Source organism: Pseudomonas graminis, assembly GCF_013201545.1.
Lineage (GTDB): Bacteria > Pseudomonadota > Gammaproteobacteria > Pseudomonadales > Pseudomonadaceae > Aquipseudomonas.
The window spans coordinates 325,123-345,017 of sequence record NZ_CP053746.1 but is presented as its reverse complement, the minus strand read 5'-3'; the positions used below and the strand labels follow the sequence as shown (position 1 = coordinate 345,017).

Genomic DNA, 19,895 nt, shown 5'->3' with positions numbered 1-19,895 from the left:
CCCAAGGCTGATGGGGAACAGGCGGGAGCGAGGTTGCTCGCGGAAGCGTCTTGTCAGCCAGCGCTGTGAGCGCCTGACCTACTGCATTCGCGAGCAAGCTCACTCCCACAAGTGTTGCGCCTGTTCAGGTTCAGCGTAAGGCTATCAATCGTTACGCATCGCCCCAAAGTACGCGCAGCCGCGCTGAACCTGGCCGTTGACTCGCAACTCGGCGGTCAGGTGCTGCACCGAGCCGTTCGACGGGTCCACACAGCGCAGCGGCGCCACGTAGAGCTCGACGTGTTGATTGTTGGCGTCGGTGATCAGATTGAAGCGGCCCTCGGGCATCTGCTCCTCCATGTACGGCACGGCGAACGGCTCTTTGCCTTCGCGCTCCAGCACCAGACCCTTGCCGCTGGCGTTGAGGTTCCATTTCGGACCGTTGCCGCTGGCATGAATCGTCAGGCGCTTGAAGTTGGGGTCCTCGCAGGCGCCGCTCGGGCGCTCCACGCGGTAAAGCTGATAGATGTCGGCCTGGCCGTCACTGCCCTGGGCCTTGCTCGCGACGAAGTTGCCACGTACATCGGCGAACGCCTTGCCGTTCTTGTCCACCACCGAGGCGGCTTCCTGCAAGACACCGGTGTTGCCCTTGTCAGTTACTGCATAGCGGCGCTGTTCGTTGCACGGGGCAAAGAACAGTTTGCCGCCGTCACCGCTGAGGGTGCCCTGCATGCGGATCATGCCGGCCGTCGACACCTTGCTGTCATTGGACGACATGGGCACCAACTGGCAGCCGGCGAACAGAGGCAACAGGGCGAACATCAGGGCAGAGCGAGCAGCGGACATGGGGCGGTCTCCAGACAAGTGCCGCCACGTTACTCAGCCTGCTCGCGCATCACAAGGGGCGATTAACCAACCTGATAGGTCTGTCCGGTTTGTAGCCCTTCGACACTTTTTGCGTACGCCAATGCGACATCCGCCGCGGGAACCGGCTTGAAGCCGCGGAAGTACGGCGCGTAGCTGCCCATGGCTTCCACCAGCACTGTGGGGCTGACCGAATTGACCCGCATGCCGCGCGGCATCTCGATGGAGGCGGCGCGCACGAAGGCGTCGATGGCGCCGTTGACCAGGCTGGCAGACGCCCCGGTGCGAATCGGATCGACGCTGGTAATGCCGGTGGTGAAGGTGAAGGACGCGCCGTTGTTGGCGAATTCCCGGCCGATCAGCAACAGATTGACCTGTCCCATCAGCTTGTCGCGCAGGCCTAGGGCGAAGGAGTCGGCGGTCATCTCGCCCAGCGGCGCGAAGGTGACATTGCCGGCCGCGCAAATCAATGCGTCGAAAGGGCCTGTCCGTTCGAATAGTTTGCGGATCGAGTCGCTGTCACTAATATCGACGTGCTCGTCTGCGCCGGTTCTACCGATGCGAACGATCTCGTGGCGTGGCGCCAACTCTTTCTCGATCGCCGAGCCGATGGTGCCGCTGGCGCCAATCAATAGAATTTTCATGATGCGGTTTCCCCCTGGTATGGATCAGGCGCTCAGTGTGAGTCGCCTTTTCCCACCGAAACAGGGGCTAAACGGCAATCCCGGTTTGTCAGAAAGGAAACAATCATGAGCGAAATGGACGACCTGGCCGCGTTCGCGATGCTGGTGGAGGCCAATAGCTTCACCCTGGCCGCGCAATGGCTGGACACCAGTACCAGCCAACTGTCCAAGCGCATCAGCAAACTGGAAAAAAACTTCGGCGTGACGCTGCTCCATCGCACCACCCGCAGCCTGACGCTTACCTCGGCAGGCGCCATTCTGCTGCCGGAGGCCCGCGCGCTGCTGGCCCAACGCGACCGCGTTCGCGACGCCATGGCCTACCTGAGCGAAAGCCTGATCGGCACCGTGCGCCTGACCGTGCCGGTGTCATTGGGCGAAACTTTCTTCGAAGGCCTGCTCACCGAATTCGCCCAGACCTACCCCGACGTGCAGGTCGAGCTAGACCTCAACAACCACTTCCGCGACATGCGCCGAGACGGCTTCGACCTGGGCATACGCTCCAGCGTGGGCATCGACGAGCGCCTGGTGGCCAAGCCGTTGCTGTCGTTACAGGAACTGACCTGCGCCAGCCCGGCCTACCTCGCCAAACACGGTACCCCACACACGCCGGAAGAACTGCGGGTTCATCGATGCCTGCTCAACAGCCACCACACCGGCCGCGAATCCTGGGCTTACCACCAGAAACACGAACTGACCCGCGTCAACGTCCGCGGCACCTTCGCCAGCAACCACTACGGCCTCCTGAAAAAAGCCGCACTGGTCGGCGCCGGCATCGCCCGCCTGCCGTCGTATATGGTTCATGAAGAACTGAAAGACAGGCGACTGCACTGGTTGCTGCGTGATTACCAGACGCCTGTTTCATCGCTGTACCTGGTCCACCCCTTCGAAGGACGACTGCCGAGGCGGGTTCAAGTCATGGCGGATTATTTGGGCGAATGGTTCGAGCGCAGCACCGCGGCGCTTGAAAAGCTCTGAGAGCGCAGGGGATTGGTTTTGTTGCTGGGGCTGAGACGAGCTGACGCAGAGCGTCAGGGGATGCATTCCCACGCGGAGCGAGGGAACGATCATCAACAGGTCGAACGGGGGCGATCAGGCAGGTTTAACATTCAAAATTGGTGGCGCAGCCACTGGCCTCTTCCCGGCTAAAGCCGGTCCCACTAAAAAGCAACGCGTGCAGTCATTGGGAACGACGGCGACCCTTGTAGGACCGGCTTTAGCCGGGAAGCTTTTGATCTTGATCTTCGGACGCGATTGACCAGACACCACAAAATGCGACTTTGGTGCAGGCTGAACGCAGGTCTCGTGGAGTGGGCCGAGCCGCGGGGATGCGGCGAGAGCGCCGTCAGGACATGGATGTCCGTTCGGCGCGGGCCCACGGAGCGAGACCGGAGTGAAGGAACCCGACGAAGTCGGGCCCAACCAGGAGCAGGCACCCTTGGTTACTTGGGGTGCTTTTCCAAGTAACTCGCCGAAGGCGAAACGTCTGCCCTCAGGCAGACGCTCTTGATCTTCAGGCTTTCCAAAGACAACCCGCCGAAGGCGAGCAGCTATCCGCCGAGATAAGCATCCCGCACTTTCGGATCAACCAACAACTCCGCCCCCGACCCCTGCATCACCACCCGGCCATTCTCCAGAACATACGCACGATCAGCGATCTTCAACGCCTGATTCGCATTCTGCTCCACCAGAAACACCGTCACCCCATCCCGCCGCAACTGCTCAACGATCTCGAAAATCTGCTGAATAATAATCGGCGCCAGACCCAGCGAAGGCTCATCCAGCAACAACAGCTTCGGCTTGCTCATCAAGGCACGCCCGATCGCCAGCATCTGCTGCTCGCCGCCAGACATCGTCCCGCCACGCTGATTGAAACGCTCCTTCAGACGCGGGAACAACTCAAGCACCTTATCCATCTGCACCTGATAATCGGCCTTGTCCGTAAAGAACCCGCCCATCGACAGATTCTCCTCCACCGTCAGACGCGCGAACACACGACGGCCCTCCGGCACCACCGCAATACTCTTGCGCATGATCACCGACGACTCCAGACCGACCAGCTCTTCACCCATATAACGGATGCTGCCACTGTGCGCCCGCGGCGAACCGCACAGCGTCATCAACAGCGTCGACTTGCCCGCGCCATTGGCGCCGATCAGCGTGACGATCTCACCCTGCTGCACATCGATGCTGACACCGTGCAATGCCTGGATCTTGCCGTAGAACGTGGAAACGTTATCGAACTGCAGCATTTACGCTTCCCCCAGATAGGCTTTGATGACTTCAGGATTGTCACGGATCTGCTCGGGCGTGCCATCGGCCAGCGGTGTGCCCTGATTGATCACCACAATATGGTCGGAAATGCTCATGACCAGCTTCATGTCGTGCTCGATCAGCAACACCGTCGCGTTGTGCTCGTTGCGCAACACGCCGATCAACGCTTTCAAGTCTTCGGTTTCCTTCGGGTTCAGACCGGCCGCCGGCTCGTCGAGCATCAGAATGCGCGGGCGCGTCATCATGCAGCGGGCGATTTCCAGACGGCGTTGCTGACCGTAGGCCAGCGTGCCGGCAGGACGGTTGGCGAATTCCTTCAGGTCAACCGCTTCCAGCCAGTGCTCGGCATATTCCATCGCCTCACGCTCGCTCTTGCGGTACGCCGGGGTCTTGAACAGGCCGGACAGGAAATTGGTGTTGAGGTGGCGATGCTGGGCCACCAGCAGGTTCTCCACCGCCGTCATTTCCTTGAACAGGCGCACGTTCTGGAACGTACGCACCACGCCTTTTCGGGCGATTTCATGGCCGGCCAGGCCCTGAATCGGCTCGCCGTCCAGCAGAATGGCGCCGGAGGTGGGCTTGTAGAAGCCCGTCAGGCAGTTGAACACGGTGGTCTTGCCGGCACCGTTCGGGCCGATCATCGACACGACCTGTTTCTCGTTGACGGTCAGACCGACGCCGTTGACGGCCAGCAGACCGCCAAAGCGCATGCACAAGCCGGACGCTTGCAGAAGTGGACGGCTCATCAGCGCTCCCCCTTGAGTTTCATGACGGGACGCTGCATCGGCAGGAAGCCCTGCGGACGCCAGATCATCATCAGCACCATCAAGGCGCCGAAGCCGAGCATCCGGTATTCGCTGAATTCGCGAAGCAGTTCAGGCAACAGAATCATCACGACGGCGGCGAGGATCACGCCCAGTTGCGAGCCCATCCCGCCCAGAACCACGATGGCGAGGATGATCGCCGACTCCAGGAAGGTGAACGACTCCGGCGTGATCAAACCCTGACGCGCGGCGAAGAAACTGCCGGCAAAACCAGCGAACGCAGCACCGAGGGTGAAGGCCGACAGCTTGATGATGGTCGGATTCAGACCCAGCGCGCGGCAGGCGATTTCGTCTTCACGCAGAGCTTCCCAGGCTCGGCCGATGGGCATGCGCAGCAACCGGTTGATCACGAACAGCGCCAACAGCGCCAGCAGCAGGGCGATCAGGTAGAGAAAGATCACCTTATTGATGGAGTTGTAGGGCAGGCCGAAGTATTCGTGGAACGTCTGCATGCCTTCGGCAGCCTTGCGCTCGAAGGTCAGGCCGAACAGCGTTGGTTTTTCGATATTGCTGATACCGTTCGGGCCGCCGGTGATGTCGGTCAGGTTACGCAGGAACAGGCGAATGATTTCACCAAAACCCAGCGTCACGATGGCCAGATAGTCACCACGCAGCCGCAGGACCGGGAAGCCGAGCAGGAAGCCGAACGTCGCCGACGCCAGCCCCGCCAGCGGCAGGCAGATCCAGAAACCGAAGCCGAAGTAGTGCTGCAGCAGGGCGTAGGTGTACGCGCCCACGGCGTAAAAGCCGACGTAGCCGAGGTCAAGCAGGCCCGCCAGACCGACGACGATGTTCAAGCCCAGGCCGAGCATCACGTAGATCAGGATCAGGGTCGCGATGTCCACTGCGCCGCGCGAACCGAAGAACGGCCACACCAGCGCAGCGATCACCAGCGCGCCCAGGAACCAGCGTTGGGTCGACGGCAGGGTTAGAAAGTTGCTGGTCTTGTCGGACATCAGCTGTTTCTGCGGGCGCGAACGCCACATGGCGCTGATCTGTTCGTTGAACAGCACCCGCAGGAACATCAGAAACGCCGCGGCGAAAATCACCAGCACGGTGGTGGTGCTGGCGCCGACCACCGCGAGATTGATCCCGACGATGTCCAATTTGAGCCCGAGGATCGGGTAAGCGACGGCCAGCACCAGCACTGCGCTGAAGAGGGCCGATTTGAGATTCCTGGTCATACTTTTTCAACCTCCGGACGGCCTAGCAGGCCGGTTGGCCGGAACAACAACACCAATACGAGAAGACCGAACGCCACCACATCCTTGTACTGGTCGCCAAAGATGTCGGCGCCGAAGGCTTCGGCGATGCCCAGCACCAGACCGCCGAGCATCGCGCCCGGGATACTGCCGATACCGCCCAGTACCGCAGCGGTGAAGGCTTTGATGCCGACGAGGAAACCCGCGTTCGGGTTGATCACGCCGTACTGCATGCTCAGCAGGACCGCAGCGACGGCCGCCAGGGCAGCGCCGATGACAAAGGTCAGGGCAATGATGTTGTTGGTGTTGATCCCCAGCAGGTTGGCCATCTTGATGTCTTCGGCGCAGGCACGGCAGGCGCGACCCAGGCGAGAGCGGGAGATGAACCAGGTGAGGCCAAGCATGGCCACCAGCGTGACGATGAAGATGAGGATCTGCATGTAGGAGATCACCACTTCATGGGTGCTGCCGGGGCCGAACACGAAGTTGCCGGGAATCAGGTTGGGGATCGATTTGTCTTTTGAGTCTTGCGACAACAACACGGTGTTCTGCAGGAAAATCGACATGCCGATGGCGGAAATCAGAGGGATCAAACGGTTGCTGCCGCGCAACGGGCGATAGGCAACTCGCTCGATGGCGTAACCGTAGGCGCTGGTCACCACAATACTGGCGACGAAGGCTGCGGTAATCAGCAGGGGCAGGCTGTCCAGGCCAAGCATGGTCAGACCGGCCAGAGCGATAAACGCCACATACGACCCGATCATGTACACCTCGCCATGGGCGAAGTTGATCATGCCGATGATGCCGTAAACCATGGTGTAGCCGATGGCAATCAAGGCGTAAGTGCTGCCAATGGTCATCCCATTAACCAGCTGTTGAAGAAAGTGATAGAGATCTATCGGCATTGCTGAGTGCTCCTAAAAACCTGCCTGGTGTTTCACTGGTGAAGTTTTTTCCCGCTCGCGCGTCGTGATCTACGTCCGCGTCCGGCACGAGCCCAGTGGGTCACTGGTGCGGTTTCAAGATGTTCAGGGATCGGAATTCTTGTGAAATTCGCTGCCCAGCTAAAACAAAGCCCACTGCGGTTGCAGTGGGCTTCGGGTAAGCATGAAGGCTGCGTTATTTCACAGGGGCTTCAGTCTTGGTGCCATCTTTGTGCCAGGTGTAAACGACGAATTTGAAGTCTTTCAAGTCACCCTTGGCGTCGAACGACAGATCACCGGTAGGGGTTTTGAAGGTACCGGCGTGAATGGCTGCAGCCACTTTGGCGGTGTCTTCTGACTTGGCGGTCTTGATCGCGTCGGCGATCACTTCCACAGCGGCATAGGCCGGGAACACGAACGGACCGCTTGGGTCTTCTTTCTTCGCCTTGAACGCGGCAACCAGTTCATTGTTGGCCGGGTCCTGATCGAAGGATTTCGGCAGGGTGACCAGCAGACCTTCGGACGCATCCTGAGCGATCTGCGAGATGGACGCGTTGCCCACGCCTTCCGGACCCATGAAGCCGGCTTTCAGGCCTTTTTCCTGTGCCTGACGCAGGATCAGACCCAGCTCAGGGTGGTAGCCGCCGTAGTAGACGAAGTCGACGTTGGCTTGCTTCATCTTGGCGATCAGCGAGGAGAAGTCCTTGTCGCCGGCATTGATGCCTTCGAACAGGGCGACTTTCACGCCGTCTTTTTCCAGGGTCTGCTTGACGGCGGTGGCGATGCCTTCACCGTATTGCTGTTTGTCGTGGATGACCGCAACGATCTTCGGCTTTACCTGTTTGGCGATGTAATCGCCAGCGGCCGGGCCCTGGGCGCTGTCCAGGCCGATGGTGCGGAAGATCATTTTGTAACCGCGGGCGGTGATTTCCGGGCTGGTGGCCGCCGGGGTCACCATGATGATGCCTTCGTCTTCGTAGATATCAGAAGCAGGCTGAGTGGAGCTGGAGCAGAGGTGACCAACCACGAACTTGACGCCGTCGTTAACCACTTTGTTGGCGATGGCGACCGCTTGTTTCGGGTCACAGGCATCATCGTAATCAACCGCTTCAAGCTTCTTGCCGTCAACGCCGCCTTTGGCGTTGATCTGGTCGATGGCCATCTTGGCGCCACTGAACTGCATGTCGCCGTACTGGGCCACTGCACCGGTTTTAGGGCCGGCGATGCCGATCTTGATGGTGTCAGCTGCGAACGAGTGACTGGCAACCCCCGCCAGAACCAGTGCGGCAAACAGCTTGGAAATCTGATTAATACCCTTAGTCATGATGCTCCACTCTTGCGTTGTCGTTTTTATAATCCTGACGGCCAAAGCTGCAGGACCGGATTGAATCTCCAGGCCGCACCCCAGCAACTGTACCGGAACAGTTTAGAGCGCCGGTCGAGCGCTTGAATAGCTGGCTGCGGGGGCCAAAACCTGTGGATGTCGCTTAATCGACAGAAAGATACACAATCAGGCGGCTGGTTTCGTCTTGTCGGACGAGCAACCGGTCGGCTAGCGCGAACTTCCCTGCAATCAATCACTTGAATCCGGGTTTGTCGGTATGAAAGGCGGCGCTATCATTGCGCCGATTTCCAATACGGTGAAAACCCATGACGCAAGAACCTAGCACCCTCTATGCCAAGCTGCTTGGCGAAACCGCTTCGATTACCTGGAAAGAATTGCAACCATTCTTTGCGAAGGGTGCCCTGTTGTGGGTCGAGCCGACGCTGGATTTGATCGCCGTGGCAGAGGCATTTGCCGAGAACCGCGAGGCGCAGGTAGCGGCGTGGCTCAAGAGTGGGGACGTCGGCAAGGTCTCTGAATCAAAGGCTCTGGATCTTTTCGAGCGTGATCCGCCGCTGTGGGCCGTCGTCGTCGCACCCTGGGTGTTGATCCATGAAAGGGCGTGATGCTGACAGCTGCTCAAAAATGGTGCGCCAAGTGATGGCAAAGTGGGTAGGGCGGTAACTATCAGTGTGTTGCCGGTAGCGGAATATCTCACCGACCGCACGCTTCGCGTGAGGGTCACGGCGGGGATCACTGCGGGACTGAGGCATGCCTTACATGGGCCGGTATCAGCGGGGCGAATGTTCACAGACAGAGTGCCATGGGGTGACTAGATTTCAGGCAAACCGGAGCGTCAGCCGGGACAGCCTCCTATAACAAGAAGAGATCGCCCCATGGATCAATCGACTCAGGCAAGGAACGCTTGGCGCGTTCTGTTTCTGCTGTTTCTGGCCAACCTGTTCAATTTCTTCGACCGCACGATCCCCGCGATCATCATTGAGCCCATCCGGAAAGAATGGTCGCTGAGCGATTTTCAGCTCGGCATCATCGGCACCGCCTTCACGCTGGTGTACGCCGTGGCCGGTCTGCCGTTGGGGCGCATGGCCGACAATGGCTCGCGGCGCAAGTTGATGGGCTGGGGTCTGGCGGTGTGGAGCGGTCTGACGGCGGTGAACGGTCTGGTCGGCAACTTCTGGGCGTTTCTGTTAGTGCGCATGGGCGTGGGCATTGGTGAGGCCACCTATGCGCCTGCGGCCAACTCGTTGATCGGTGACCTGTTCCCGGCCCACCGCCGCGCCCGGGCTATGGGCATCTTTATGCTGGGCTTGCCCCTGGGGCTGCTGCTGGCGTTCTTCACCATCGGCGCAATGGTCCAGGCCTTCGGCAGTTGGCGGGCGCCGTTCTTCATCGCTGCGGTGCCGGGGCTGGTGCTGGCGGTGTTCATGTTCTTCATCCGCGAGCCAGCCCGGGGCGCCGCTGAAAGCGTGGCCATTTCCCAGGAGAAAATCGACCGACCCATCCGCCGAGTGCTGTCGATTCCTACGTTTCGCTGGCTGGTGCTCGCCGGTCTTGCGTTCAACTTCGCGACCTACGCCTGCAACTCGTTCATGGTGCCGATGCTCCAGCGCTACTTTTTGCTGCCTTTGCAGGACGCCGCGATGGCGACCGGCATGATCGTCGGCGTGACCGGGCTCGTTGGCCTGACGGTCGGCGGCTGGGTGGCGGACAAGCTGCATCAACGCTGGAGCAACGGCCGTCTGATGTTTGCCGCCGTGAGCATGGTGGTCGCGACGCTGTGTACCGGTTATGCGCTGCACGCCGGGCGCATCGAAATCGGCGTGTTCGTGGGTGTATTCAGCCTGGGCTGGCTGTTTTCCTACAACTTCTACACCTGCGTTTACACCGCCATTCAGGACGTGGTGCAGCCCCGGCTGCGCGCCACGGCCATGGCGTTGTTTTTTGCCGGTCTATATCTGCTGGGCGGCGGCCTGGGGCCAGTGGTGGTGGGACTGCTGTCCGACCATTTCGCTCACTCGGCCATGTACGCCGCGCAGGTTGAACAGATGACCGAACCGTTCAAGGCGGTGGGGCTGCACGATGCGATGTACCTGATACCGGTGGCGCTGTTTTTCGCACTGGTGTTTCTGGTGAAGGCGTCGACGTGTTTCAGCGCCGATGCGCAGCGGATGCGCGAGGGGATGGTGGCGGATGAGCCGGTGGGGCAGGGGGCGAAGCCGTCCGTGGCGTGACCGAAAAGGGGACAGATTTATTTACGGTGAAACGCTGTAAATAAGATCAGTCCCCTTTTACGGCCAGTCTCGTTGGTTTAGCCGGCGACAAGCACCCGAATGGCTTCCAGGCGCAGCGCGGCTTTTTCCAGCATGGCCAGGCCTTGCTCACGTTGTTCGCGCAACGCCGCCAGTTCGCCGTCGCGCACGGTCGGGTTGACCGCTTGCAACGCGGTCAAACGCGCCAGCTCTTCTTCGGTGTCTGCCGCGAGACGTCGCTGGGCTTCCGCCACACGTTCAGCGTGCTTCGGCGCGATCTTGCTTTCGGCGGCGTTGATCTGCGGGTTGAGCACGTCGCGCTGGGCCTGAATGAACTTGTTGGCGCTGGCCCGGGGCACGCTCTCCAGCTGATCGTTCAGGGTGGTGAAGGACACGCGGCCCGACAGGTCGTTGCCGTTGCCGTCCAGCAGGCAACGAAGCGCGGCCGGCGGCAGGTAGCGGCCCAGTTGCAGCGAGCGCGGCGCGACTACTTCGCTGACGTAGAGCAATTCCAGCAACACGGTGCCGGGCTTCAGCGCCTTGTTTTTGATCAGCGCCACGGCGGTGTTGCCCATCGAGCCGGACAGCACCAGATCCATGCCGCCCTGCACCATCGGGTGTTCCCAGGTAATGAACTGCATGTCCTCGCGGGCCAGCGCCTGATTACGGTCGTAGGTGATGGTCACGCCTTCGTCGTCGCCCAGCGGAAAGCTGGCGTCGAGCATCTTCTCGCTCGGCCGCAGGATCAGCGCGTTCTCCGAGTGATCCTCGCTGTCGATACCGAACGCGTCGAACAGGGTTTCCATGTAGATCGGCAGGGTGAACTGATCGTCCTGCTCAAGGATGGCTTCCACCAGCGCCTCGCCTTCGCCCGCGCCGCCGGAATTCAGCTCCAGCAGACGGTCGCGGCCGGTGTGCAGTTCACTCTCCAGACGCTCGCGCTCAGTGCGGGCCTCGGTCACCAGGGCCTGCCAGTCATCCTCGTCACCGCCATCCAGCTGCGGCAACAGGCGCGGACCGAACGTATGTTGCAGCGCGTTGCCGGTCGGGCAGGTGTTGAGGAATGCGTTGAGCGCTTCGTGATACCACTGGAACAGCCGCTCTTGCGGGCTGGTTTCCAGATACGGCACGTGCAGCTCGATGATGTGCTTCTGGCCGATCCGGTCCAGACGGCCAATACGCTGCTCCAGCAGGTCCGGGTGCGCAGGCAGGTCGAACAGCACCAGATGATGGGAGAACTGGAAGTTGCGGCCTTCACTGCCGATTTCCGAGCAGATCAGTACCTGGGCGCCGAACTCTTCGTCGGCGAAGTAGGCTGCCGCGCGGTCGCGCTCAAGGATGTTCATGCCTTCGTGGAAGACTGTCGCCGGGATGCCTGAACGCACGCGCAGGGCGTCTTCCAGGTCCATCGCGGTTTCGGCGTGGGCGCAGATGACCAGCACCTTCACGCGCTTGAGCATTTTCAGGGTGTCGATCAGCCAGTCAACGCGCGGATCGAAGCGCCACCAGCGTTCTTCCTCAGTGCTCTCGCCGTTGGCCTGGAAGCTGACTTCCGGGTACAGGTCGGCGTGTTCGCCAATCGGCAGCTCCAGGTATTCGGCCGGGCAGGGCAGGGGATAAGGGTGCAGTTTGCGCTCCGGGAACCCTTGCACGGCGGCGCGGGTGTTGCGGAACAGCACGCGGCCGGTGCCGTGACGGTCAAGCAGTTCGCGGATCAGGCGGGCACTGGCTTCGGCGTCGCCGGCGGCCACAGCGGTCAGCAGCGCCTCGGCTTCGGCGCCGAGGAAACCACGGATGGTCCCGTTGGCCTTGGGCGACAGCGTGCCTTTGTCCAGGAGTTCCTGAACGGCCTCGGCCACCGGGCGATAGTTTTCGCTCTCGGCGCGGAAGGCGTGCAGGTCGTGAAAACGGTTCGGGTCCAGCAGGCGCAGACGGGCGAAGTGGCTGTCCTGGCCGAGCTGCTCGGGCGTTGCGGTCAGCAGCAGCACGCCGGGAATGACTTCGGCCAGTTGCTCGACCAGCGAGTATTCGCGGCTGGCCTTTTCTTCGTGCCAGACCAGGTGGTGGGCCTCGTCGACCACCAGCAGGTCCCAGCCCGCCGCGAATAGTGCGTCCTGGGCCTTCTCGTCTTCGACCAGCCATTCCAGCGACACCAGCGCCAGTTGCGTGTCTTCGAACGGGTTGCTGGCATCGCTCTCGATGAAGCGTTCGGCGTCGAACAGCGCGACCTGCAGGTTGAAGCGGCGGCGCATTTCCACCAGCCACTGGTGCTGCAGGTTTTCCGGCACCAGGATCAGCACGCGGTTGGCGCGACCCGACAGCAGCTGGCGGTGGATGACCAGACCGGCTTCGATGGTTTTACCCAGCCCCACTTCGTCCGCCAGCAATACGCGCGGCGCGATACGGTCAGCGACTTCGCGAGCGATGTGCAACTGGTGCGCGATCGGTTGCGCGCGCACACCGCCCAGGCCCCACAGCGAGGATTGCAGCTGGCGGCTGGTGTGTTCGAGGGTGTGATAACGCAGGGAGAACCACGGCAGGGGATCGATCTGCCCGGCAAACAGGCGGTCGGTGGCCAGGCGGAACTGAATGAAGTTCGACAGCTGGGTTTCCGGCAGCGTCACCGGCTGGTTCTGCGCGTTGAGGCCGTGGTAAACCAGCAGGCCGTCGACGTCGTCGACTTCGCGGACGGTCATCTTCCAGTTTTCGAAGTGGGTGATGGTGTCACCCGGCGAGAAGCGCACGCGCGTCAGCGGCGCATTGCGCAAAGCATACTGGCGCGTGTCGCCAGTGGCCGGATAGAGCACGGTCAGCAAGCGGCCGTCCTGAGCCAGAACGGTGCCCAAACCCAGCTCGGCTTCGCTGTCGCTAATCCAGCGTTGCCCCGGTTGATACTGCTGCGCCATGCTGCCTGACTCCCGCCTTGAAAAAGCCGACTATGTTAACGGAACAAGGCGCCCAGGCCAAAGCCACATTGTAAAAACGCCCGGATAGAGTGGGTGGCGCGCCTGAGGCGGGCACTTGCTGCGAAAAACATAGTCGAAACTCGCGCTTGAATCGGCTCAAGTCGACGAACCGTCAGCCGACAGCTTGATAACAGGAGACCATTACCATGCTGCCACCGCTGATCCCACTGAGCGCGGCCCCCGTGACTTCGCAGCTGGACCCGGTCAAACCCACCCCGGACATCCCGCCGGTAACGCCGATTCAAAAAAGTTCGAGCGAAACCAACATCGACATGGGCGAACGTGACCGCGAGCAGGCCGAATTGCTGTTGCGCAAAGAGCAACGTCGCCACCAACGCCGCCGCAGTGACCGGCGCGTGGCTGACCGCCATCCCGATCTCGAAGAAGGCCCGGCCATCCCCGGGGATTTCCTCAATGCCGACGACACCGTGCCGGTGGTGCCGATCATCGACGACGAGCCGCGCCAGGGTTTATGGGTCGACCTGAAAGTCTGAGGCGCTGGTCAGCGCCGCTCCGATTGCGCATTATTGGCGGCAACGGGCATTCACGAGCGATACGCCATGAGCGATGACGAAAAACTGGTAGACCTGAGCGCCGAACGTGCCAAGCGTGTTCACGACCTCAATGACAAACGGCTGAACGAAGTGCGAAGCGCGTTCGAGCAGGCCATGCCGCTGGGCAAGGGCAAGAAGAAAGCCAAGAGCAAACCGAAAAAACGTTGACCCCGCCTTTCGTTCATCCCCGTCTGCCGGCTGCTTATTCACGCCGGCATTGACCTGAGTCAATCCCTCCCGCCACCCCACTGATTACTCTGCGCCCATCAAAGGCTTAGGCAGAAGGCACGCGCATGTTTCTCGACCACGCAGTGATAGCCGGCGTCATGACGGTGGGGCTGATGATGGTGATTTATTCAAGTGTCGGACTGGTCATCTGGAAAGACTCACCCCGGCGCGGCAGACGCTGAGTTTTCTATAAAAGAGCACGCAAGGCATTTTGGGCAACTTCGGTTGCCCATTTTTTTTGCGTGCTGTTTGCTCATTTGCGGCGGGGTCATCTTTGGTGAGAGTCGACTCAACCCACGGTAATGGGCGGCAGCTCGGCCAGGCTCACGGTCTGCAGTTTGCGTGGCGCAAGGATTTCGGCCTCGCCGTCCACCACCAGTTCATCGTTCTGATTGAAGACGCGAGTGGCGATGCGTACGCGGAACTTCGGCAGTTTCTCGAGGATTTCCAGGCGCACGGTCAAGGTGTCGCCGATCTTCACCGGCTTCTGAAAGGTCATCTGCTGGCCCAGGTAAATCGTGCCCGGGCCAGGCAGTTCGCAAGCCACCGCCGCGCTGATCAAAGCGCCGCTGAACATGCCGTGGGCGATGCGATCCTTGAACATGCTCTTGGCCGCGAACTCGGCGTCCAGGTGCACCGGGTTGCGGTCGCCTGACATCTCGGCGAACAGCTGGATGTGACGCTCTTCGACGGTTTTGCTGTAGCTGGCGGTCTGGCCGAGTTCAAGGGCTTCGTACGGCGTGTTGGTGACTTGGGTCATGGGGTGTCCTGTGACAGTTAGGAAAGGTGAACCACTGACGTCATTCGCTGCGGCGCGGCCTGGGCTGCTTCAGCGCCTGTTCCATCCAGGCGAGCAGATCCCGGGTGACCTCTTCACGGTTGGTCTCGATGAGGATCTCGTGACGCGCCTGCGGATAGACCTTCAGCGTAACAAACGGGTGGTCGGTGCCGCTCAGAGCGTCGGCCAGATGCGTGAGACGCTTGCCATCGCTCACCGGATCACATTCGCCACCGATAATCAGGATCGGCAGTCCGGGATCGATCTGCGCCAGGTTCGAACGCTTGCTGATCTGTTGCAGGCCGCCGAGCAGGTCCATCCACAACTGATTGGTGCAACGAAAGCCGCACAGCGGGTCGTTGCTGTAGGCGTCGACCTCGGCCGGGTCACGGTTGAGCCAGTCGTAGCAGGTGCGGGCAGGTTTGAAGCGTTTGTTGAACGCGCCGAACGACAGGTGCTCGATCAACGCGCTGCGCCCTGTTGGCCCTTGCCGCCAGCGTTCAATGCGGGCGACCAGCGCCGCCGAGCGATAAAAGGTGACGGGATGGTAGTTCGAGCCGCTGAGGATCGCACCCTGCAAACTGGCGCTGTGGTGCAGCAAATACCCCTGGGCGATATAACTGCCCATGCTGTGACCCAGCAGGAACACCGGCACCCCCGGATGACGCACTGCAATCGACGCTTTGAGCGTAGCCAGGTCGCCGACCACTTTGTTCCAGCCGTCCTGATCGGCGTAATGACCCAGGGTGCCATAGGAAGCGGAATGGCCGTGGCCACGTTGATCGGCGGCATACAGAGCGAAGCCGGCCGGTGTCAGCGCCTTGCCCAGTCTGTCATAGCGCCCGCCGTGCTCAGCCATGCCGTGGGACAGCAGGATCACCGCCCGGGCATTGCCCATCGGCCTCCAGGCATGCACATAGAGGCGACTGTGATCTTGAGCGTCCAGCCAAAAAGCTTCGTGTTCCATCGCGGTTCCCTGGCCCCTGTAAAAAGTTGTCTCAAAAAACGCAGTGGCGAGCGCTTCGCTTGAGTGTATAGCGGTAGCCGGATGGCAGGCTGGTTACCGGCAAGATTCACACCGGTGATGACGTGCCGACGACTATTTGCCTTCTATGCCATAGCTGCTAACGTCCGGCAAACGCCCGTTTAAATTCCACGGGGCCAGCACACTCAGGTAAGAGGATAAAAACAACATGCAACCTGACTTCTGGAACGACAAGCGCCCCGCTGGCGTTCTTTCTGAGGTGGACCTTCAGGCGTACACATCGGTGGTCGAGGTCTTTGAGCGCAGTTGCCGCCAATACGCCGACCGGCCGGCTTACAGCAACATGGGCGTCACCCTGAGCTACGCAGAGCTTGACCGCCATTCAGCAGCGTTCGCCGGTTACCTGCAACAGCAGACCGACCTCAACCCCGGCGACCGCATCGCCGTGCAGATGCCCAACCTGATCCAGTACCCGATCGCCGTGTTCGGTGCCATGCGCGCCGGCCTCATCGTCGTCAACACCAACCCGCTGTACACCGCCCGGGAAATGCGCCATCAGTTCAAGGATTCCGGCGCGCGCGCACTGGTCTACCTCAACGTCTTCGGCAAGAACGTGCAGGAAGTGCTGCCGGACACCGACATTGAATACCTCATCGAAGTGAAGATGGGCGACATGCAGTCGGCGGCCAAGGGCTGGCTGATCAACACAGCGGTGGAAAAGCTCAAGAAGCTGGTGCCCGCGTACCACTTGCCCCAGGCGATTGCGTTCAAACGTGTGCTCAAGCTCGGCAAGGGTGATCGTTTGCAACCCGTGCCGCTGGCCCTGGATGATGTCGCCGTCCTGCAATACACCGGTGGCACCACCGGTTCGCCGAAAGGCGCGATGCTGACCCACGGCAATCTGGTCGCCAACATGCAGCAGGTCTATGCCTGCATGCTGCAGCACGGGCCGGACGGGCAGCCGATCTTCAAGCAGGGCAGCGAGATCATGGTGGCGCCGCTGCCGCTTTATCACATCTATGCGTTCACCTGTAATTGCATGTGCATGATGGTCAGCGGCAATCACAACCTGCTGATCACCAACCCGCGAGACATCGGCGGCTTCATCAAGGAACTGAAGAAGTGGAAGTTCTCGGCGATGCTCGGCCTCAACACGCTGTTCGTGGCCCTCATGGATCATCCCGAATTCAAGCACCTGGATTTCTCCACCCTGCGTCTGACCAACTCCGGCGGCACCGCGCTGGTAAAAGCCACGGCCGAACGCTGGCTGGAGCTGACCGGCTGCCCGATCGTCGAAGGCTATGGCCTGACCGAAACCTCTCCCGTCGCCACCGCCAACCCCTATGGCAATCAGTCCAGGCTGGGCACGGTGGGCATGCCGGTGCCGGGCACCACGGCGAAGGTCATCAGCGACGACGGGGCTGAACTGCCCGTGGGTGAGCGCGGCGAGCTGTGCCTCAAGGGGCCGCAGATCATGCTCGGTTACTGGAACAAGCCAGAGGCCACCGCCGAAGTGCTGGACAGCGAAGGCTGGCTGAAAACCGGCGACGTTGCGGTGATCGACCCGGACGGGTTCATCCGCATTGTCGATCGCAAAAAGGACCTGATCATCGTCTCGGGCTTCAATGTCTACCCGAACGAGATCGAGGACGTGGTTTCACGGCATCCGAAAGTGGCGAACTGTGCGGTGATCGGCGTTCCCGACGACCGTTCGGGCGAAGCTGTGAAGCTGTTCGTGGTGCCAAGGGATGCAACGCTGACCAGCGAGGAGTTGAAGGCATACTGCAAGGAGAACTTCACCGGCTACAAGATTCCCAAGCTGATTGTGCTGCGTGAATCCTTGCCGATGACGCCGGTAGGAAAAATCCTGCGGCGGGAGCTGCGGGATATCGCCTGATCCTGCGGCGATTGCTCATCAGCTTCCAACCCCGGAAAAACGGCGTGTCGATCACGCCGTTTTTTTTGCCTGGTAACTTGCTGCTGGATTAAATCGGAACGCGTAAATAAACATCGACGTAAGGCATTTCCGACATTTAGGTTCATTGCTCTAAACGTGACCGTGGCCTATTCAAGAGTCATCGATGTGACTGGAGAGCCCGCTTTTGGCTCTAGGCGGCCTTTGGCAAAGCTGATACGCTCGCCCCGCTTTTTGTGCCATCGGCCAACAAAAAGCAGTGACTACACAATTCCAAACACAAGAAATCATCGCACCAAGCGGTGTGTAGAAACGCTGTCGCTGAGGAGTCGGCTTTTATGCTCGAAAACTTCTGGAAGGATAAGTATCCGACAGGTATCGCCGCCGATATCGATCCGGATCAGTATCCGAACGTACAGGCCGTATTGAAACAGTCCTGCGAGCGTTTCGCCAACAAACCTGCGTTCAGCAACCTGGGCAAGACCCTCACCTACGGCGAAATGTACGCGCTGTCCGGTGCATTCGCTGCGTATCTGCAACAGCACACCGACCTGCAACCCGGCGACCGCATCGCCGTGCAGCTGCCCAACGTGCTGCAGTACCCGGTCGCGGTGTTCGGCGCCATTCGTGCCGGGCTCATCGTGGTCAACACCAACCCGCTGTACACCGCGCGGGAGATGGAACACCAATTCAACGACTCCGGCGCCAAGGCGCTGGTCTGCCTGGCGAACATGGCGCACCTGGCCGAAAAGGTCGTGCCCAAGACCGGCGTCAAGCACATCATCGTCACCGAAGTCGCCGACCTGCTGCCGCCGCTCAAGCGCCTGCTGGTCAACAGCGTCATCAAGTACGTGAAGAAGATGGTCCCGCCGTTTCACCTGCCCAAGGCGGTGAAATTCAACGACGTGCTGGCCAAGGGTCGCGGTCAGCGGGTGCAGGATGTTTCGCCGAACGGCGACGATGTCGCGGTGCTGCAATACACCGGTGGCACCACGGGCGTGGCCAAAGGGGCGATGCTCACCCACCGCAACCTGATCGCCAACATGCTGCAGTGTCGGGCGCTGATGGCGGCCAACCTCAATGAAGGCACCGAGGTGCTGATCACGCCGTTGCCGCTGTATCACATCTATGCGTTCACCTTTCACTGCATGGCGATGATGCTGAGTGGCAACCACAACGTGCTGATCAGCAACCCGCGTGATCTGTCGGCGATGGTGAAAGAGCTGTCGAAGTGGAGGTTTTCCGGTTTTGTCGGGCTCAACACGCTGTTCGTCGCGCTGTGCAATAACGCCGACTTCCGCCACCTGGATTTCTCTTCACTGAAGCTCACCCTGTCAGGCGGCATGGCCCTGCAAACCGCTGCCGCCGAGCGCTGGAAAGAAGTGACCGGCTGCTCGATCTGCGAGGGTTACGGCATGACCGAGACCAGCCCGGTGGCGTCGGTGAACCCGTTCCAGAAGATCCAGATGGGCACCATCGGCATTCCCGTGCCCTCGACGCTGTGCAAGACCATCAATGACGCTGGCGAAGAGCTGCCGTTGGGCGAAGTGGGCGAGCTGTGCATCAAGGGCCCGCAGGTGATGAAGGGCTACTGGCAAAACCAGGCCGCCACCGACGACATGCTGGATGCCGACGGTTGGTTGAAGACCGGCGACATCGCGATCATCCAGCCGGATGGCTACATGCGCATTGTTGATCGCAAGAAAGACATGATTCTGGTCTCCGGCTTCAACGTGTACCCGAACGAACTGGAAGACGTGCTGGCAACCTTGCCGGGCGTGCTGCAGTGCGCGGCCATCGGCATCCCGGACGAGAAATCCGGCGAGGCGATCAAACTGTTCGTGGTGTGCAAACCGGGTACGACCCTGAGCAAGGATCAGGTCATGGAGCACATGCGCGCCAACGTCACCGCTTACAAAGTGCCGCGCAGCGTGGAATTCCGCGACGCGCTGCCGACCACCAACGTCGGCAAGATCCTGCGCCGCGAACTGCGCGACGAAGAACTGAAAAGACTGGCACTGAAAAAGCCCGCCTAAGTCAGCCCTGACAACCACAGACCCCGCCAGCGTGCGGGGTTTGTTGTTCGAGGCTTACACGCGATTGATGCCATGCTCAAATCCGTAGGAGCC

General features: G+C 60.7%; 18 protein-coding genes. 8 read left to right on the top strand and 10 right to left on the bottom strand.

Annotated features, from left to right (window positions below; all coding sequences use genetic code 11):
* Nucleotides 1-144: 144 nt before the first annotated feature.
* Together FX982_RS01620 and FX982_RS01615 are read right to left on the bottom strand one after the other, a co-directional pair.
* Nucleotides 145-825, bottom strand: a complete 681-nt coding sequence (locus FX982_RS01620; RefSeq protein ID WP_172609401.1) for a hypothetical protein — start codon at nucleotides 823-825, stop codon at nucleotides 145-147.
* A 62-nt stretch (nucleotides 826-887) separates the two neighbouring features.
* Nucleotides 888-1,487, bottom strand: a complete 600-nt coding sequence (locus FX982_RS01615; protein ID WP_172609400.1) for a short chain dehydrogenase — start codon at nucleotides 1,485-1,487, stop codon at nucleotides 888-890.
* A 105-nt stretch (nucleotides 1,488-1,592) separates the two neighbouring features.
* Between FX982_RS01615 and FX982_RS01610 the strand changes: the two genes are divergently transcribed.
* On the top strand, nucleotides 1,593-2,501 hold the full coding sequence (locus FX982_RS01610) for a LysR family transcriptional regulator (protein ID WP_172609399.1): 909 nt from the start codon (nucleotides 1,593-1,595) through the stop codon (nucleotides 2,499-2,501).
* Between the two features lie 572 nt (nucleotides 2,502-3,073).
* Here FX982_RS01610 and FX982_RS01605 read toward each other — a convergent pair.
* The 5 genes from FX982_RS01605 to FX982_RS01585 all read right to left on the bottom strand — a co-directional run bounded on the left by FX982_RS01605 (nucleotide 3,074) and on the right by FX982_RS01585 (nucleotide 8,070).
* The gene (locus tag FX982_RS01605; protein WP_065992624.1) at nucleotides 3,074-3,775 is read right to left on the bottom strand and encodes an ABC transporter ATP-binding protein; all 702 of its coding nucleotides are present in this window, start codon (nucleotides 3,773-3,775) and stop codon (nucleotides 3,074-3,076) included.
* Nucleotides 3,776-4,543 carry a high-affinity branched-chain amino acid ABC transporter ATP-binding protein LivG gene (gene livG, locus FX982_RS01600; RefSeq protein WP_172609398.1) on the bottom strand — a complete coding sequence of 256 codons (768 nt, stop codon included), beginning with the start codon at nucleotides 4,541-4,543 and terminating at the stop codon, nucleotides 3,776-3,778. It lies immediately after the preceding gene.
* Nucleotides 4,543-5,805, bottom strand: coding sequence for a high-affinity branched-chain amino acid ABC transporter permease LivM (locus FX982_RS01595; protein ID WP_172609397.1), 1,263 nt, complete (start codon nucleotides 5,803-5,805; stop codon nucleotides 4,543-4,545). Before FX982_RS01595 ends, livG begins: the two co-directional genes overlap by 1 nt.
* A complete protein-coding gene (gene livH, locus FX982_RS01590) occupies nucleotides 5,802-6,728 on the bottom strand; it encodes a high-affinity branched-chain amino acid ABC transporter permease LivH (RefSeq protein WP_172609396.1) in 927 nt (308 codons plus the stop codon). Before livH ends, FX982_RS01595 begins: the two co-directional genes overlap by 4 nt.
* A 214-nt stretch (nucleotides 6,729-6,942) precedes the next feature.
* The gene (locus tag FX982_RS01585) at nucleotides 6,943-8,070 is read right to left on the bottom strand and encodes a branched-chain amino acid ABC transporter substrate-binding protein (protein WP_172609395.1); all 1,128 of its coding nucleotides are present in this window, start codon (nucleotides 8,068-8,070) and stop codon (nucleotides 6,943-6,945) included.
* A 326-nt stretch (nucleotides 8,071-8,396) separates the two neighbouring features.
* Between FX982_RS01585 and FX982_RS01580 the strand changes: the two genes are divergently transcribed.
* Entirely contained in the window at nucleotides 8,397-8,696 is a 300-nt protein-coding gene (locus tag FX982_RS01580; protein WP_122622308.1) for a DUF2288 domain-containing protein, read from the top strand.
* A gap of 270 nt (nucleotides 8,697-8,966) precedes the next feature.
* Nucleotides 8,967-10,322 carry a spinster family MFS transporter gene (locus tag FX982_RS01575; RefSeq protein ID WP_172609394.1) on the top strand — a complete coding sequence of 452 codons (1,356 nt, stop codon included), beginning with the start codon at nucleotides 8,967-8,969 and terminating at the stop codon, nucleotides 10,320-10,322.
* A gap of 77 nt (nucleotides 10,323-10,399) precedes the next feature.
* Here FX982_RS01575 and rapA read toward each other — a convergent pair whose 3' ends face one another.
* On the bottom strand, nucleotides 10,400-13,246 hold the full coding sequence (rapA, locus tag FX982_RS01570; RefSeq protein ID WP_172609393.1) for an RNA polymerase-associated protein RapA: 2,847 nt from the start codon (nucleotides 13,244-13,246) through the stop codon (nucleotides 10,400-10,402).
* A 206-nt stretch (nucleotides 13,247-13,452) separates the two neighbouring features.
* Here rapA and FX982_RS01565 point away from each other — a divergent pair, with 206 nt between their 5' ends.
* The 3 genes from FX982_RS01565 (at nucleotide 13,453) to ccoM (ending at nucleotide 14,270) form a co-directional block, all read left to right on the top strand.
* Entirely contained in the window at nucleotides 13,453-13,800 is a 348-nt protein-coding gene (locus FX982_RS01565) for an aspartate-semialdehyde dehydrogenase (protein ID WP_172609392.1), read from the top strand.
* Between the two features lie 66 nt (nucleotides 13,801-13,866).
* Nucleotides 13,867-14,028, top strand: a complete 162-nt coding sequence (locus tag FX982_RS01560; RefSeq protein WP_166650630.1) for a hypothetical protein — start codon at nucleotides 13,867-13,869, stop codon at nucleotides 14,026-14,028.
* A 125-nt stretch (nucleotides 14,029-14,153) separates the two neighbouring features.
* The gene (gene ccoM / locus FX982_RS24630) at nucleotides 14,154-14,270 is read left to right on the top strand and encodes a cytochrome c oxidase subunit CcoM (RefSeq protein ID WP_301952916.1); all 117 of its coding nucleotides are present in this window, start codon (nucleotides 14,154-14,156) and stop codon (nucleotides 14,268-14,270) included.
* Nucleotides 14,271-14,377: 107 nt separating this feature from the next.
* On the opposite strand, the gene FX982_RS01555 is transcribed toward ccoM, so the two are convergent.
* Together FX982_RS01555 and FX982_RS01550 are read right to left on the bottom strand one after the other, a co-directional pair.
* Entirely contained in the window at nucleotides 14,378-14,848 is a 471-nt protein-coding gene (locus FX982_RS01555) for a MaoC family dehydratase (protein ID WP_172609391.1), read from the bottom strand.
* A gap of 40 nt (nucleotides 14,849-14,888) precedes the next feature.
* The gene (locus tag FX982_RS01550) at nucleotides 14,889-15,833 is read right to left on the bottom strand and encodes an alpha/beta hydrolase (protein WP_172609390.1); all 945 of its coding nucleotides are present in this window, start codon (nucleotides 15,831-15,833) and stop codon (nucleotides 14,889-14,891) included.
* Nucleotides 15,834-16,059: 226 nt separating this feature from the next.
* Between FX982_RS01550 and fadD2 the strand changes: the two genes are divergently transcribed.
* Nucleotides 16,060-17,748 carry a long-chain-fatty-acid--CoA ligase FadD2 gene (gene fadD2 / locus FX982_RS01545; protein ID WP_172609389.1) on the top strand — a complete coding sequence of 563 codons (1,689 nt, stop codon included), beginning with the start codon at nucleotides 16,060-16,062 and terminating at the stop codon, nucleotides 17,746-17,748.
* Nucleotides 17,749-18,104: 356 nt separating this feature from the next.
* Nucleotides 18,105-19,802 carry a long-chain-fatty-acid--CoA ligase FadD1 gene (gene fadD1, locus FX982_RS01540; protein WP_172609388.1) on the top strand — a complete coding sequence of 566 codons (1,698 nt, stop codon included), beginning with the start codon at nucleotides 18,105-18,107 and terminating at the stop codon, nucleotides 19,800-19,802.
* Nucleotides 19,803-19,895 lie beyond the last annotated feature (93 nt).

Coding starts and splice junctions, on each gene's coding strand:
- fadD2 (WP_172609389.1), top strand. CDS start 16,060: ATGCAACCTGACTTCTGGAACGACAAGCGCCCCGCTGGCGTTCTTTCT.
- FX982_RS01605 (WP_065992624.1), bottom strand. CDS start 3,775: ATGCTGCAGTTCGATAACGTTTCCACGTTCTACGGCAAGATCCAGGCA.
- FX982_RS01560 (WP_166650630.1), top strand. CDS start 13,867: ATGAGCGATGACGAAAAACTGGTAGACCTGAGCGCCGAACGTGCCAAG.
- FX982_RS01580 (WP_122622308.1), top strand. CDS start 8,397: ATGACGCAAGAACCTAGCACCCTCTATGCCAAGCTGCTTGGCGAAACC.
- fadD1 (WP_172609388.1), top strand. CDS start 18,105: ATGCTCGAAAACTTCTGGAAGGATAAGTATCCGACAGGTATCGCCGCC.
- FX982_RS01575 (WP_172609394.1), top strand. CDS start 8,967: ATGGATCAATCGACTCAGGCAAGGAACGCTTGGCGCGTTCTGTTTCTG.
- livH (WP_172609396.1), bottom strand. CDS start 6,728: ATGCCGATAGATCTCTATCACTTTCTTCAACAGCTGGTTAATGGGATG.
- FX982_RS01585 (WP_172609395.1), bottom strand. CDS start 8,070: ATGACTAAGGGTATTAATCAGATTTCCAAGCTGTTTGCCGCACTGGTT.
- FX982_RS01620 (WP_172609401.1), bottom strand. CDS start 825: ATGTCCGCTGCTCGCTCTGCCCTGATGTTCGCCCTGTTGCCTCTGTTC.
- rapA (WP_172609393.1), bottom strand. CDS start 13,246: ATGGCGCAGCAGTATCAACCGGGGCAACGCTGGATTAGCGACAGCGAA.
- FX982_RS01595 (WP_172609397.1), bottom strand. CDS start 5,805: ATGACCAGGAATCTCAAATCGGCCCTCTTCAGCGCAGTGCTGGTGCTG.
- FX982_RS01615 (WP_172609400.1), bottom strand. CDS start 1,487: ATGAAAATTCTATTGATTGGCGCCAGCGGCACCATCGGCTCGGCGATC.
- FX982_RS01610 (WP_172609399.1), top strand. CDS start 1,593: ATGAGCGAAATGGACGACCTGGCCGCGTTCGCGATGCTGGTGGAGGCC.
- ccoM (WP_301952916.1), top strand. CDS start 14,154: ATGTTTCTCGACCACGCAGTGATAGCCGGCGTCATGACGGTGGGGCTG.
- livG (WP_172609398.1), bottom strand. CDS start 4,543: ATGAGCCGTCCACTTCTGCAAGCGTCCGGCTTGTGCATGCGCTTTGGC.
- FX982_RS01550 (WP_172609390.1), bottom strand. CDS start 15,833: ATGGAACACGAAGCTTTTTGGCTGGACGCTCAAGATCACAGTCGCCTC.
- FX982_RS01555 (WP_172609391.1), bottom strand. CDS start 14,848: ATGACCCAAGTCACCAACACGCCGTACGAAGCCCTTGAACTCGGCCAG.
- FX982_RS01565 (WP_172609392.1), top strand. CDS start 13,453: ATGCTGCCACCGCTGATCCCACTGAGCGCGGCCCCCGTGACTTCGCAG.